At 69.1% G+C, this 14460-nt stretch carries 8 protein-coding genes; all 8 read right to left on the reverse strand.

The features are described 5' to 3' along the window. Positions 1–4: 4 nt before the first annotated feature. Genes ACWGJY_RS32595 through ACWGJY_RS32630 form a run of 8 tightly spaced genes read right to left on the reverse strand, consistent with a single transcriptional unit; the run spans position 5 to position 13367 of the window. Entirely contained in the window at positions 5–3742 is a 3738-nt protein-coding gene (locus ACWGJY_RS32595) for a beta-propeller fold lactonase family protein (RefSeq protein WP_453264481.1), read from the reverse strand. Then, positions 3742–7035 (reverse strand): putative baseplate assembly protein, encoded by a 3294-nt coding sequence (locus ACWGJY_RS32600; protein ID WP_453264482.1) that lies wholly within the window; start codon positions 7033–7035, stop codon positions 3742–3744. Before ACWGJY_RS32600 ends, ACWGJY_RS32595 begins: the two co-directional genes overlap by 1 nt. Positions 7036–7062: 27 nt before the next feature. Next, positions 7063–7611 (reverse strand): phage tail protein, encoded by a 549-nt coding sequence (locus tag ACWGJY_RS32605; protein WP_453264483.1) that lies wholly within the window; start codon positions 7609–7611, stop codon positions 7063–7065. 19 nt (positions 7612–7630) lie between these two features. After that, positions 7631–9736: a hypothetical protein gene (locus ACWGJY_RS32610; protein WP_453264484.1), complete on the reverse strand. Its 2106-nt coding sequence runs from the start codon at positions 9734–9736 to the stop codon at positions 7631–7633. Positions 9737–9742: 6 nt separating this feature from the next. Further along, the gene (locus tag ACWGJY_RS32615) at positions 9743–10165 is read right to left on the reverse strand and encodes a GPW/gp25 family protein (protein ID WP_453264485.1); all 423 of its coding nucleotides are present in this window, start codon (positions 10163–10165) and stop codon (positions 9743–9745) included. Between the two features lie 52 nt (positions 10166–10217). Next, positions 10218–12161: a VgrG-related protein gene (locus tag ACWGJY_RS32620; RefSeq protein WP_453264486.1), complete on the reverse strand. Its 1944-nt coding sequence runs from the start codon at positions 12159–12161 to the stop codon at positions 10218–10220. Continuing rightward, entirely contained in the window at positions 12154–12879 is a 726-nt protein-coding gene (locus ACWGJY_RS32625; RefSeq protein WP_453264487.1) for a CIS tube protein, read from the reverse strand. The genes ACWGJY_RS32620 and ACWGJY_RS32625 overlap by 8 nt, the downstream gene beginning before the upstream one ends. A 56-nt stretch (positions 12880–12935) precedes the next feature. Beyond that, complete coding sequence (locus ACWGJY_RS32630; RefSeq protein WP_453264488.1) at positions 12936–13367, reverse strand: phage tail protein; 432 nt, start codon at positions 13365–13367, stop codon at positions 12936–12938. Positions 13368–14460: the final 1093 nt, after the last annotated feature.

Here is a 14460-nt window from a genome sequence, read left to right on the forward strand (position 1 = left end):
GCCATCAGACGGTCCTCGGCCCGGTGACCACCTGACGAGGGTCAAGGCCCACGGTGGTGCTGCCTGTCCTGGCCTGCGTCGCGGAGTCGACGATCGAAACGGCCGCGCCGCCCTCGTCGGCAATGAGGACCTCGGGTTTGGTCGGGTGCGGCGCGATTCCGGCGAGCTTGGTGCCGGCGGGAGTGGTGAAGCGGCGTCTGCCTGTCCATGCATCGAGCATGAGGAGATCTCCGCTGTTTTCCGACGTCACGAACAGCCATGCGCCGTCTGCCGATACGGCCACCGACTGTGGTTTCTCGATGTTCGTCCATGTGTCGACGACCTCGTGCTCGCTCAGCACGACCTGGGAGACGCCGTATTCGGTGGCGTACAGGGCCGCTTGGCCGTCCGGCCGGAAGATTAGCCCTGCGCAGGGGCCGAAACCGGTGGTGCTGCCAACGAGGCGTGGCCGGGGGGGATCGCTGAGGTCGAGCACGTGGACGATGCCCTTGTCGTCGCTGACGAAGGCGTAGCCGCCCTGGGGGTGGACGGCGACACTCCGGGCGTCCGCCGGCAAGACGACGTCCCGGTCCGAGAGGTACGTGGGCCTCATGAGGGGAGCGGTGAGCTCCAGGACGCGGATACGGCAGTGGTCGTCGGCCCGGGTGAGGACGTAGAGGTGGTCTGGTGTCCCAACCCGGATCGCCAGGCTCTCGATAGGGGGGAAGGGTTGCTTCACAGCGGTGTTCGCCAACGGTCGGTCGGCGGAGGTCATGTCCAGCAACCACAGCACTCCGGCGGTGTCCTGGGCGCCGCTGACGAATCCCCACTGTTGCCGAGGGTGCAGGGCGATGTCTGTGGGCTGTGCTTCTCCCCTCAGCACTGCGGAGATCCCCGTATCGGTCGGCCTGTCTGCGGCGGAAACGTCCACGACGCGAACGGCTGGTGTGGAGCCGCCGTCCGCCACGTAGGCGTACATTCCCGCCGGATGCGTGGCGACGCCGCGCAGAGCGTTGCCGATGGTTGTGTTCGATCCGCTTGACCATGCCTGGAGATCGAGCACTGCGAAGCTTTGGTCCTGTACGAGGTAGGCATACGGTTTGCTGGGGTGTGCCGCGATGCCACGCCGTTTGGCTCCGGGGATGCCCAGTGGCGTCCCGGCCCGCTCGGGGGCGCTGGACAGAACCGAAATGCTGTTGTCCTGGTGATTGGCGACGTAGACGTGGATGCCGTTCGGGCTGCTCGCCACGCCCATGGGGTCGTTGCCGACCGGAATGGATGTCACCTCCAGGTCGGCGAGACGGATGCGGTGGACGACTCCCGCGGTCCGGTCGGTGGCGTAGGCGTAGATGCCGTCGGTCGTCGTCGTGACGTCCCAGAGTTGGCGCGTGCTGTCTTGTGCGACGGGTACGGGCGTCACGGTGTGCCCGTGCACCAGAATCGTGCGAGAACTATCGGAAATGTAAAGGGTACCGCCGAGAGAGGCCGTAGGCGCGATTAGGCGTAATTCGCCTTGGTAGATGCGTTCGTGATGTTCTGTTCGTAGCCTCGTTCCGTCAAGGGTGATGATGGAGGCCATTCCCTGGTAGGGGGATGAGGTGTGGCTGATGACGCAAAGCGCCTTGTTGTCTCGACAGCAGAGCCCTTTAGCTGTGCCGATGCCTTGCTCTTCCCCGGCTACGACAGTTGTCGGATCAGCTGGGATCCCGTCGGTTACGGGAGCTCCGTACACCTTGCCGGGGTTCTGGTCGACGGCGAGTGCGTAGAGAAACAGCCCGTCTGGAGAGAGGGCTAGCCTGAGACCGCGATGCGTTGCGGAAGTGGCCCTGATTGACGCCACCGGCTCCGCTTGGCCGTCGGCCATGCGAAATACGTCGATATAATTTGAAGCACTAATATAGTGGGAAATGTATAGAAGCATCCCGTCGGGCGAGGTGGCCAAGCCGTGAGGGGCGCCTATTTTCTTCGGCATGTCGTTCTCGCCGATGGCGTATTTGAATTCCCACTGGAGCGTTGCCTGATTGCGCACGAGGACGGATACCGTGCTGTTGAAGGTGTTGGCGACGTAGAGCTGCTGTCCGTCAGGGGACAATTCCATCTCCTGGGCCCCGGACAAGCGGCCCGCTGATGCCGAGATGCTGTCTTCGTCCCTCGCCCACATTGCCGGGCCTGTACGGTGCAGGGTATCGATTCTCTCTTGGCTGTTTTCGCCGCGGCCGACAACGTACAGTGTTCGGCCATCCCCGGAAGCCCTCATGGCATTACTAACGTGCAGCGTCACAACCTCGGAGCCGATGGTGTACTCACCATGCAGGTCGACCACACACACTGTGCCTGTACCGGAATCCGTAGTGAGTGCGTACCGGTTGTCTGGAGTGACGGCCACTCCTCGCGGCTCGGCGCCCGGCACCAGCGCGATGGCGTTGACCTGTATGTCCGCCGTGTCACCGAGTGACTTCCCCGGGGCGGGGGTGAGGACGAGAAGGTGTGCCGAGTCGGAGCTCGTCGCGCAGGCGAACTCTCCGTTCGGCGCGATGGCCACGTCCCACGGCTTGTGTTCCTCCCCGAGGCTGACCCGTCCAGCCATCGCTGAGTTCGTGAGATCGAGTACCGCCACCTCGGTTGCCGCGGAGTCGGCGGTATACGCCCACCGACCGTCCGGGGACATGGCGACGTTGACCGGGTTCGAGGACGCTCCCACCTCCATCGTGCCCCTCGTCTGAGGGACCGTTCGCACCGTGATCAGCTCCCCGGTGGCCTGATCGGTGACGTACGCGTACTGCCCCTCGGGCCTGAAGGACAGCCCCGAGGGCACGGCCGCGACCGCGATGTCTGTACGGGTGAAGGTGTCCGGGTCGACGGCGGAATGGGTGCCCGCTGTCTCGCTGATGACGTGGAGGACGCTGCCGTCCGGAGCGAAGGCCACCGCGACCGGATGCGGGCCGACCGGGACCGTGGCGGGGGTGTCCATGATTCCGCTGGTCTTGTCGAGCGTGGCGATCGATACCGATGCCGAGCCGTAGTTCGCTGCACACATCCGGTCGCCCCCAGGACTCACCGCGATCGCACGGGGATCGGACCCGACGTGCACGGGCTCTCCCACAGGCGTCAGGCCCGATGCGCGCACACGGAGCACTGTCACCCAGCCGTCTGTTCCCTCTTCCCCCTTGCTCGTGACGTAGAGGAACTCGCCCGCCACGGCGATCGCTCGCGTTGCCCCAGGAACACCGAACCCGGCCTCCACCACGCCAGGTGCGCCCGCCTGGGGCAGTTCGAGCAGCGACACCGTCGCGTCGGTCTCGTTGACGACGCAGACCAGCTGCCCGGAAAGGGCAGCCGCCACCGCACACGGGCCCGCACCGACCTCGACCTCGACCGGGTTCTGCCCCTCCTTGTCGAGCACGACGACCTTGTTCCCGGCCCAGTCGGCCACACAGACCTGGTCGTGCACGAGACCGGCGACCACCGCGCACGGCCTGCCGCCGACCAACGTGCTGCGCAGGACCTCAGGTGCCCCCTCGCCGGACGTAAGGTCCACGACCGAGAGCGTTCCGTCCCCGTAGTTGGCGACGTAGGCCCGGGTGCCGTCCGCGCTCACCGCTACCGCACGCGGATTACTGCCGACCCCCGTGCGATACACAGGGCCCGGCTGCCCCGGCGTGCTGAGATCCACCACGGCCAGAGTGTCCGAACCCCAGTCCACGGTAAGGGCGTAAGGCTTCCCGCTGATGCCGCCGCTTGTCTTGGACTCTTCTTCACTCATCAAGGCACCTCCGAGACGGTGACGCGGTGTTCAACGGAATAGACGGTTTCTGCGGGGCTGCAGTCGAGGCGCGAGACGTCGGCCAACTCCCTGCCGCTGCGAGGATCGACAGCTATCAGCCGCGCTGTGGCCACACGGGCAACACCCGAGACCTGCTCAAGGACACGGAAGGCTTCACCCACATGCACGGGCCGACCCAGGGGCCAGCCGGTTCCCGCCGGGCCGCCGCCCACCGGGCTGAAGTAGCGGTACAGGGCCCGCTCCGCGGCGGCCGCGAGTGTCGCGCGTTCCGCGGCGGTCTGGTAGTCGGCGGGCATGACCTCGGCCTCGATGCGGATGCCCTGATACCCGGGCTGCTCCAGCCACACCGGAACGCCCTCGGGCTGGCGGGCCCGCAGGGCGCGCCGCAGGGTGTCGGTGGCGTCGCGGCCGGGGGTCAGCATGTGGAAGGGGAACCAGCCCCGCTCGTCGACCGTGACGAAGGGGATGACCATGAGCCGCACCCCGACCTGGGTGCTGCCACCGCTGGTGTCGGTGTAGCCGTCCCTGCCGTCGTGTGACGCGGAAGTGTTGCTCACCGCCAGGACGTGGCTGTCCGGCGTCTTGAGGCGGCAGACGCCACCGATGGGGACGCCATTGCCTGCCGCGCCCAGCGTCACCTTGTAGTCACCCGCCGCCTCGATGCTCGTACCTTGGTCGGGGACGGCACCGTACTGCTCGCTGGTGCCCGACGGGCCGCCAGTGACCTTGGGCCCGAAGTACACCTGGCCCGTCGTCGCGTTCACCACTACGTGTTTGTCGTCCCTGGTGGATTCGGCGAACGAGGTAACGGCGTGCCATTCCTCGGTGCCGACCCGGATCGCCGGCGGATCCCCGTAAATCCCAGGGTCCAACAGGGCGAAGCTCTGGCCGGGCTGGCCTGTGGAGATCTCCGGCGGCCTGTGATCGGACTCGGTCCGATCCTCGTACTGTTCGGCCGGCACGGGTTCGGTGGTTCCCGACTCGGCGTGGAAAGTGTACGTCGTGGTGGAGTCCCCCTTGGGGTCGCGAATCTGTACCGCGATCCAGCCCGCCGCTTCTGTGGCCGGGAAGTTGTCGCCCTTCTCGGCGATGGCATCCTGCGCCCTCTTGGCGAGCTCCTGGCGGCCGACAACAGCCTGCCAACGTGGGGAGCTGCCCAGGTGGACGGGATGCGCCGAAACGCTGGCGCTCGGTCGGCCGACTCCGCCGCCTCCCACTCCGACCTGCTCTACGGGAGTTGAGGCATAGGCACACGGGGCGCCGGTATCCCACCAGGACCGGCCCTTTTTCGGCACGAAGACCGACACGGCCAAGCGGTCTTCCGTCCGCCGGTCCCCGCTGGCTTCCACCCAGAGGCTGAGGTTGCAAGGATCAAGCCCCTCCGGGATCTCCACCAACGCCAGCACGAGACCGCCGCCCTCCTTGAAGGTCCCCGACACCACCCCGTCGCTCGCATAGTTACCGGCCCTGAACATCTCGCGGGCATCGGTGGTTTCACGAGACAGGAGCACCGCCGCACCCACCGTGCACGGTGGTGTGCGCCGGGCCTCTTCCAGAGTGGTGAAGACCGTCATCCCGTCAGCTGTCGCGACCTGTGTTTCCGCGGGCACCGTCTGCTTGCCCGACGCCAGGGTGAACGCGATGTCCGTCTTCGCGGCGATCCAGGGCTCGTAGTTGCGCGCAGGATCCAGTGCGTCGCTGTCGGCCACGACAGGAACATGGTGGATCCGGGCCATGCCCGCCGAGGCGGCCAGGGCGAGCTGCTCGTAGTCCTGGGGAGCCACCGCGCGTTCGGGCACCGCAGAGCCCAGCGGCAGGCGCGCCGCGTAGGCCCTCGCGCTCTCGCCTTCCGTTCCTCCCACGGCGGGAGCGGGATTGGACACCGAGGAGATATAGGGCAGCGGAGTGCGCAGCACGGTGATGGTGCGAGCAGGCACATTGCCCTGGGCACCGCCACCGGTCAGATAGCGCCGGGCGCGAATCTCGGCTCCCGCCGGCAGCGGGGCCCCGTGCCTGCGCGGTCCTCGGGCTCCGTGCACGGCGAGGGCGAAGACGGCCTCGCCCGTACGCGGGTCCAACGTGAAGTGCCGGTCCTCAGGGCCCGATCCGGCCAGTGCCGGGACATACGTCCACCGTTCGGTGCGACGGCCTTCGGCAGAGGCCTCGACGATGAGGGGCTCGGTGGCACGCACCATCGGTGGATGGGCGAAGCAAAAGCGTTCGCCGGTAGCACCGGTCGCGATGCCAAGGACCGCGTCCTGGACCAGTTGTGCCTGGACACAGGGGACGCCAACAGTCAGCAAGGGGCTGAGGGCGACGGACGTCAGCGGGCGCTGGTCCGGGCTCTTGCGGTAGCGGATCAGACCGACGTCCCGCAGTCGCCACGCCGTGCCGGAATCCTGCTCCGGCCCCTGGTGGAGGAGGAGTTGTGCCGGTGCGTGCGTCGGGGGGACGTCGAGGGTGACGCGCCCCGGCCGGTCAGGTTCTGCTGCGGTGTCCGTGACCACCCGGCACTCGGACCAGTGCGTGCCCTGCCACGCTTCCCAGCGGCCGACAGGCGCTGTCTCCTCGCGGGCCTGCCCCGGGCGCACGTCGGCAATGCCGAGGTCGAGGGTCACCCGTGTACTGGGTACGGGAAGGGAGAGGACGATCAGCGTGTAGGGGTCCTCAGGCACATCGGGCACGTCCGCACCGGAGCCCTCCAGGGCCTCCGCGAGGGACGGAAAGTCGCCGAAGTAGGGGAGGTTGAGATGGAATTGCGGCCCGGCGAACGACAGCCCGCGCGGTGCAACCACTCTGCGCGCTGAGGGATCCAGTTCCGTGAGGGTTCCCTCCAGAACGCCACCGCCCACCCTGCGCTCGGTGAAGTCCCCGGCGGTGACCAGGACACAGGGGTTCAGTACCGCTTCGGCCACGGTGCTGAAGACCACCGGGTCCTCCTCGCCGACCGGCCGCGTGGCGACCTCGGTGCCGGCGGGGATCACCACGGGTTCCGGGGAAGGCGCGGCGAGCTGGAAGATCACCTCGGTCTGGGCCGGTGCGGGCTGGTAGGGCCGTACGCCCAGTCGGCGCAGCATCTCCAGGCGACGCTGGTCGGGGGCCCGGTTGAGGCGGTCGCGCAGGGCCGTGACCATGTCGGTGCAGGTCTCGATCAGGCCCCGGCCGGGGTCCGTCCGGTCCTGCCCGCTCCAGGCCCCCACCTCCTGGCGTACGGCGGCGACGGTGTCGGCGACGATCTCGTCGCGGGTGCGCCCGTCGTACTCGGGAGTCACAAGACTCATCCTTGCTGTGGCCTCTCGTCAGGAAGCGCGGGTGACCGCGGCCTTGAAGGGAAGGTGGGCGGGACAGTGAGCGCGTACCAGGCGCGTCAGCTGGTACTCGAGAGCCCGCTGATCCTCGCCTGGCTTGGCGGCCAGGGTCACCGTGAGCATGCGGCCGGCCGGCGGCTGCCGCTGCCCGTCCCGGCTCCGACTGGCTTGGTCCGGACCGGCGAAGGCGCCACCGGGGTCGTCGACCACGAGATTCCAGCCGTGAATCAGCCGGGCTTCCAGCTTGAGCGCGGCGGGTGTCCCGCGTATCGCGGCCAGCCTCGGCGCCAGATCGATGGCCGTTCGCCGCTGCTGTTCAGTCCATCCCGGCTCGACCCGGGCGCCGGTGATCTGGATCAGCCAGTCCAGGAAGGCGGGCGGCGTGCGCCACGGGTCGAACAGCGACTCCAGGTTGTCGAGCCGGTGCTCGGCGGGGGCGATGGCCTCACCGATCGCGGCGGCGAACGCCTGTACGACGCTGTCGTGGGCGAAGACGGCCGGCAGCGCGAGGGAACGCGCGGCGGGGGGACGGGGGTCCATCGGGGTTTCTCCTCCGGCTTCAGGCGTGGATGGCAACGGTGATCTCCACGTCCTCGAGCAGGACCAGGCCGCTGTCAGAGACCTCGATGGACGACAGCTCACCTTGGCTGTCGCCGTCAGCCAAGGTGACCTGGGTCGTGCCAAGGACATCCGGAACGGCTTCCAAAGCGGTGAAGACGTCTCCCGCGTGCACCGGGCGCCCCCACGGCCAGCCCCGCCCCTCCGGCCCGCCGGCCGTGGGATGGAAGTACCTGCGCAGGGCGCGAGTCGCCGCTTCCCTGGTCTGCTCGCTGCCCGCCGGCGCGCTGCTCCAGGGACTGACCGTGGCTTTGACGCCGAAGGAGTGGTAGCGGGGTGGGGTGATGCTCAGCCGCTCGCCGAGCGGCCGTGCTTCCTCGAGAACCCTTTCCACTTCACTCAGGGTGTCCGCTGGAATGCTGAACGCGTCGCGGGTCGTGGCGTCCGCGGGGTCCCCGCTCGGCGTGGGTACCAGGAGAACCCGGATCGGGGCGTCCTCCCGGCGCCAGAGCGCGGACTCGGTCCTGGCCCCCTTCAAGAAGTAGAAGACTCCGTCGACGACCACCACGGCGTCGGGGGACTCCTGGCAATGCGGTGTGAGGCCGGGGAACGCCTCCGAGATCAGGGACTTCACGCCCCGCCCGCCCGCAGCGGGTTTGAACGAGCCCTCGCTATAGGTATAGGCGCGATGGTAGAACGACTCTCCTTTGAAAAAGAACAGCTCACATGTGCCGGGCGAGTCAGACAGTACGGTGACCGCGTCGAGGTCTTCGCAGAACTCCTCGGGCAGACCGGGGAATTCCTCACCGACCGGCCGGGGGTCGGCCCCGTCCCAGCCGCACTGATCGCCGAAGAACCAGAGCCTGGGCTCTTCTTGGGCGATCCGTACGACGGCGTCCAGTCGCGTCTTCGGATTCACGAAGGAGGGCACGGCATCCTCCTCGGTACTCTCCTCCGCTACCGGCCCGAGTGGCAGGCGCAGGGCCGTGACGTCTCCGCTTCCGTCGACGTGGTAGTGAACGACCCGGTCCGGCTGCTGCGCGGCCAGGAGGCAGGCGAGGATGTCCACCGGGCGGCGCGGTGTCCGGAGAGCCTCCGGCATCCGCGAATCCGTGGGCCGAGTCAGTGCCGTCACCCGTATCCGGGCCAGCCCGTCGATGTGCTCGTCCAGGATCTGCTCGTAGTCGGCGGCGGTCACTGCGCGCCGCAGGGGAGCCATGCCGAGTCCGGCGCGGTACAAGGCCTGTTGCCACTCCTCCGCGTCCTGGGGGTCGGCGACCACGCCGTGGACGACGGCGCTCAGGCCGGACGGCGAAGCCGCACTCAGAAGGGTGCCTGCCGGCAGGCCGGCCCGGCTTCCCCGGTAGACGCAATACTCCGCGCCGATGCTCGTTCCCGCGGGAGGTACAGCTCCGAGCTGCTCGTCGCCCTGCGCCCCGGGCACCAGCGGGCCGAAGACCACTTCGCCGGAGGCGTCGTCCCACCAGTGGACGCGGGAGCCGGCCACCGCTTGCCCGAAGGTGCTGACCGGCTCCCACGTGATGCCCCCGACCGACACCGCGACCGGTGGACACAGGAGCGACTTCTCCCCGGGCGTGCCGGGACGCCACGGGCGACGGCCCGGCGCGAAGCGCTGGCCCGGCCGACCGTCGGATACGCCCAGCACCTCCTTGACGAGCACGGGCTTCTCCACGGCCTCCACCGTCCCGGTGATCTGGTCGGCGGGGATCGTCAGCGGTTCGGCGGTCTGCAGGACGACGGGATCGCTCTCCTCGGTGCTCACCTCGGTGCCCGCCGGGATCTGAAGGTCTCCGGCCGCCGCCGTGCCGGTCCGGGAAAACGCGACGAGGAGCCGGCCGGGCGACGCGGGCAGCGGCCCGATGCCCATCAACCGCAGCAGAGCAGCCCTCTGTCGGGCAGTCATCCGGCCCACCCGGTAGAGCAGCTGGTCGACCCGCTCGGCGCAAGCTTCCAGCAGGGTGACGCCGGGGTCGGAGACGTTGTGGTCGGTCCACTGCGGTACTCGCTGCGGCAGGGCACGCTTGGCGGCGTCGACGAGCGGCTGGAAGCGCAGGTCGTCCAGATCGGGAACGGGCAGGTCGGCCATGGTCAGTCACTCACCTGGGGAAGGCGCCGGCGCCGGGGGCGTGGCTTCGGGCAGAGCGTAGAAGGGGAAGACGAGGTTGCGCGGTTCGTTGGTGGCGCGCAGGCGGTAACGGACGTCGATGTAGAGCACCCCGACGTCCACGGCGTCCGTACTGAACAGCAGGTCGTCTATCTCGATCCGCGGCTCCCAGCGGTCGAGGGCCCGGCGCACCTCCAGATCGGCACGGGCGACGGTGGTGGCGTCGAGCGAGTCGAAGACCAGGTGGTGGATCCCACAGCCGAATTCGGGGCGCATCGGCCGCTCGCCCGGGACGGTGGACAAGATGATCCGGATGGCCTGTTCCACGTCGTCGCTGCCGGTCGCCAGGTCTACCCGGCCGGTGCTGGTGATGACGGCGGGGAAGGCCCACCCCGCGCCGATGATGTCCACGATCCACTCCCAACGAGACGAGAGCGCCTCCGAGGAGGCGGTCCGTAGCGGATTAGTTGATGTCCACCGGGTCGCCGGTGATGGTGGTCTTCCCGCCCTTGAGCTGAAGGTTCGTGCTGCCTTCCGCAGCGACGTCACTGCCACTTAGCGTGAGGTCCTGGTCGCTTTCCACCGCAACATTCCCGCCCTTAAGCCTGAGGTTTCCCTCATCGACCGCTTCCACGGAGACCTTGGCTCCCTTGAGCGTGAGCGCCCCCTCGTCGCCTCCCGCGGCTTCCACGGTGACGGTGCCTCCCTTGAGCGTGAGTGTCCCGCCGTCTACCGCTTCGACGGAGACGGTTCCGGCCTTGAGGATGACGGTCCCCTTCGCTCCGGCGTCGATGGTGAGGCTGCCGTCCCCACGGCCGTCGAGCGAGACGCGCACCGCGTTGTCGCCCTCGCCTGCTGTGAAGGCGATGGTGGTGTCCTTGCGGTCGAGGTGGGTGACGAGTTTGCCGTCGCCGGTCGTGAGCCGCACCCCCTGCGGGCCGTCGGTGGCGCTGAGCAGTTCGAGCCGGTCGCCCGCACGAGAGGCGAGAGAGCGCCGGTTGGCCCGCCCGGTATCGGCGTCGATGAGCGGCAGGCCGTGGTCGGTGGGCGCGTCGATGCCGTTGTAGAGGCCCCCCAGGACGTACGGCCGGTCCAGCCTCCCGTGCTCGAACCCGACGAGGACCTCGTCTCCGGCTTCCGGGGCGAAGACTCCTCCTCCACCGGCCCCGCCCCACTGGAGGGTGCGGACCCAGTCGGTCACGTAGTCCTGCGACAGCCACGGCAGGCGCAGCCGTACCGCACCGCGCTGGCCCTGCCCTGGCTCCTTGGTGTCGGTGACGATTCCCACCGCCAGGCCCAGGCCGGTCAGCGGCGGAGGGTACGGCGCGACGGGCGGGGGAAGCGCGCCGACTCGTATGTGGGTCCGGTAACCGCGCTCGCCGTCGAACGTGTGCCGGCAGGCGGTGGCGGTGTACTTGCCGGAGAACGGTTCTCCCACCCCGCTCAAGGTGACCGGCACCCCTGCCCGGAGCTGGGGGGTGCCCACGATCTCCGCGTCCAGGTCCGCCATGGCGGCAGCGGCCTCGGCGGCCACCGCTCGCGCCGCGGCGTCCACTTGCGGGGCGGCGGTGTAGGGCCGGCCGCTGACGAGCAGACCGGGGGCAGTTCCGCCGAATGCCTTGCCGAGCTTTCCGGGCGTGGTGCCCAGGCTCAGCCGCTCGCTCTCACCGGCGGAGGACTTGGCCGAGACTGCCGTCTTGCCCGCCGGATCCCAGCCGCGGACCTCGACGTCGGTCACCTGGCCGACGGAGGAGACGGCGGCGCGCAGCGACAGCAGGTTCACTCCGTACTCGAGGACGAACGGGCTGCGGTCGGCTCCCGTGGTCGGCGCGGGGGCGCCGGCCGCGGCTGCCGGACGGCGCATGTGCAGGGTGCTCCCCTCCACCGACAGCCGTAGACCGCGCTGATCGGCGAGGTGGTTCAGCAGCTCCCAGTCGGTCAGGTTGGGCTGGGCGAGGTGATTGATCCGGGTGCGTTCCGTCTCGATCCGCCCGGTCTTCAGCCCGTGGCGCGCCGTGGCCTTTGCGGCGACCTCGGCGACGGTGGTGTCGACGTAGGCGGCCACCCGCCGGCCGCGCATGAGGCGGTGCCCGCGGTCCATGGCCCGGACCGTGGTGAACGTGCCATGGCTGTCAACCTCGGTTTCCAGTGCGGTGACTTCGCCGTCGAAGACCTCGACCTGGGTCCGGTGCTGGGTAGCGGCCACGGACACGGTCACCGGCCCTCCGACCGTGATCTTCGCGTCTGCCAGGAGCCGGTGGAGGGGGTCACGGAAGCGCAGGACGGCCCGGGCGGGTTCCCCGATGGCGGTGTCCACGGTGACCTCGGCCAGATGCTGGGTCCAGATCTCGCGCAGGGCGGTGCCGAAGGTGATGACCGGCTCCGCCGCGTACGGCTTCTCACTCACCCGGCACCGCCTCCGGACCTTCTTCCAGGACGGGCAGCACCAGCACCGTGCCCGGCGGCATCTGGGCCGGGTCGTCGATGTCGTTGGCGCGGGCAATCGCCCGCCAGCGGGTGGGGTCGCCATACGCCTGCCAGGCCAGTCCAGGCAGGGAGTCGCCGGCGACCATCCGGTGCGTATCCACCGGCCCGTCGGCGCCCGATGTCGGATTCTGCCGGGGAGTTGCCCCGCCCACCTCCTCCAACGTGATCGAGCACGAGGCGCGCAACGGCGCGCCGTCGTGCCCGAAGCGGGTGTACGTCGCGTTCACCTGGGTCATCAGAGCGAGGAACGCGGTGGTCTGGGACCGGCCCCACTCCAGGCGGACCCAGGGCGCCGAGGCCGGCTTTGCCGCGGCACTCCGCGAGGTGGGGGCGCAGCAGTCGAGCAGCTTCTCGACCTGCTCCTGGACGTCCGAGCGGCGGTCGCCGGCGTCCAGGAACACTTCCAGAGTCATCGTGCGCGGCTGTGATCCGACGAACTGCGGGCGTGCCGCCTCTCCGCTGGACGGGGACTTGCTGCGCTCCCAGCGGGCCTGCTTGCCGACCGAGATGCGATCCGGGTTGAAGTGCAGCCGGACACGCCCGCGTTCGGGGCCGGGCGAGTTGCCGGTGCCCGCCGGGGGGTCGTAGATCACGAGGGCGGCCCGTACCGGCGCGCCCCCGAAGGGCTGGGGCAGCATGCGGTCCTCTCAGACGGTGGTGAACGCAGGGGTATGGATCGGACGGGGCAGGACGGTCAGACTGTGATGCCCAGGAAGCCGTTATGCGTGATCTCCAGCGTCTCCCGGGCCGGTTGGGACTGCTCTGTGTCGAAGGCGGGTCCGTTCCAGCGGACTGGCAGGACGCCGTCGAGCAGCCACCGGACCAGGGGGCGCCGGTCCGGGCCGAGCGCGATGAGCTGGCCCGGGAGACGTACCGGCTCCTGCACCTGCTGCTGCATCCAGGCCCAGATGAGAGTGGTCTGCTGGGTCAGCGGCCGGGTGAGCACGATGTTGGTGTAGCGGAGCCGGGTGGGCAGTTGCCAGACGTGGCCGTTCATTCCGCCCTCGACGCGCTCCTCGACTTCCATGGTGCAACCCAGGCCCTCGCAGGACGTGAACGAGCCCAGGGCGTGCATACCGATGGAGAGCTGGAAGAGAGAGCTGACGGCGAACGGCTGGTCCAGCATGGCGAGTACTCCGTGGTGTCGATTCCCTGCGGCGGTGGCAGTGCGGGGCCCGGCCGGTGTCGTCCGGAGGTCATCGGGGGGCGTGCGCTCCCCAGCCGGAACCGGACGGTGGCGGCTGCTGTGGGGCATGGCGCGTGTGGCGTGTCCGCTCCAGTGCGGGGAGCACCGCTTCGGCCAGTACGTCAACGTGGTGCTGGGCAATCTCCTGGGCAACCGCCTCCGGGTTCGCTGCCCCTGTGCCGGGCTCTGCGCCGTGCCGCGGGATTGCGCCGGACGCGGGACCCGGTGGTGTGCCGGGCTCGGATGCGCCGGTGTTGAACGCGAAGGGGGGGCCGGGAGCCGGCGGGCCGGCGGGCGTGGTCTTCGCAGCGGGTGCGGCCGCGATGGGTCTCGCGGTACTGGGGGCGTGCCGCGTGGGTTGTCCGAAGCCGCGGCGAGACGCCGTGTCTGCCTCGCCTGGTTCGGTGCCTGGTGCTCGGGAGTTGGAGGATCGCCGGTGGTGTCCGTGGGGAGGTGGTTGGGCAGGTGTGCTCCCCGAGGGTGCCAATGGCAGCGGTGCTTCGGGCGCAGCCGTCGGTGCCATGGTTGAGCCAATGGGCAGGGATCGGGGTGATGTTGGTGAAAGGTGTGGGTCTTCTTGTGTCACGACCGGGTTGCCTGGTTGTCCGACCGCGGTAGGGGGGATTGCGAGGGTGGTGGGGAACGGCATGCGCGGCGCATCGCTCGTGACACCGGTGTTCGGGCGGCCCTGTCCTGTGTTGTCCCTTGTTGCGTGCCCGGGGAGATGCGCCATGGTTGAGCCAATGGGCAGGGATCGGGGTGATGTTGGTGAAAGGTGCGGGTCTTCTTGTGTCACGACCGGGTTGCCTGGTTGTCCGACCGCGGTAGGGGGGATTGCGAGGGTGGTGGGGAACGGCATGCGCGGCGCATCGCTCGTGGCACCGGTGTTCGGGCGGCCCTGTCCTGTGTTGTCCCTTGTTGCGTGCCCGGGGAGATGCGCCATGGTTGAGCCAATGGGCAGGGATCGGGGTGATGTTGGTGAAAGGTGCGGGTCTTCTTGTGTCACGACCGGGTTGCCTGGTTGTCCGACCGC

This window comes from Streptomyces sp. NPDC054765 (genome assembly GCF_053612065.1).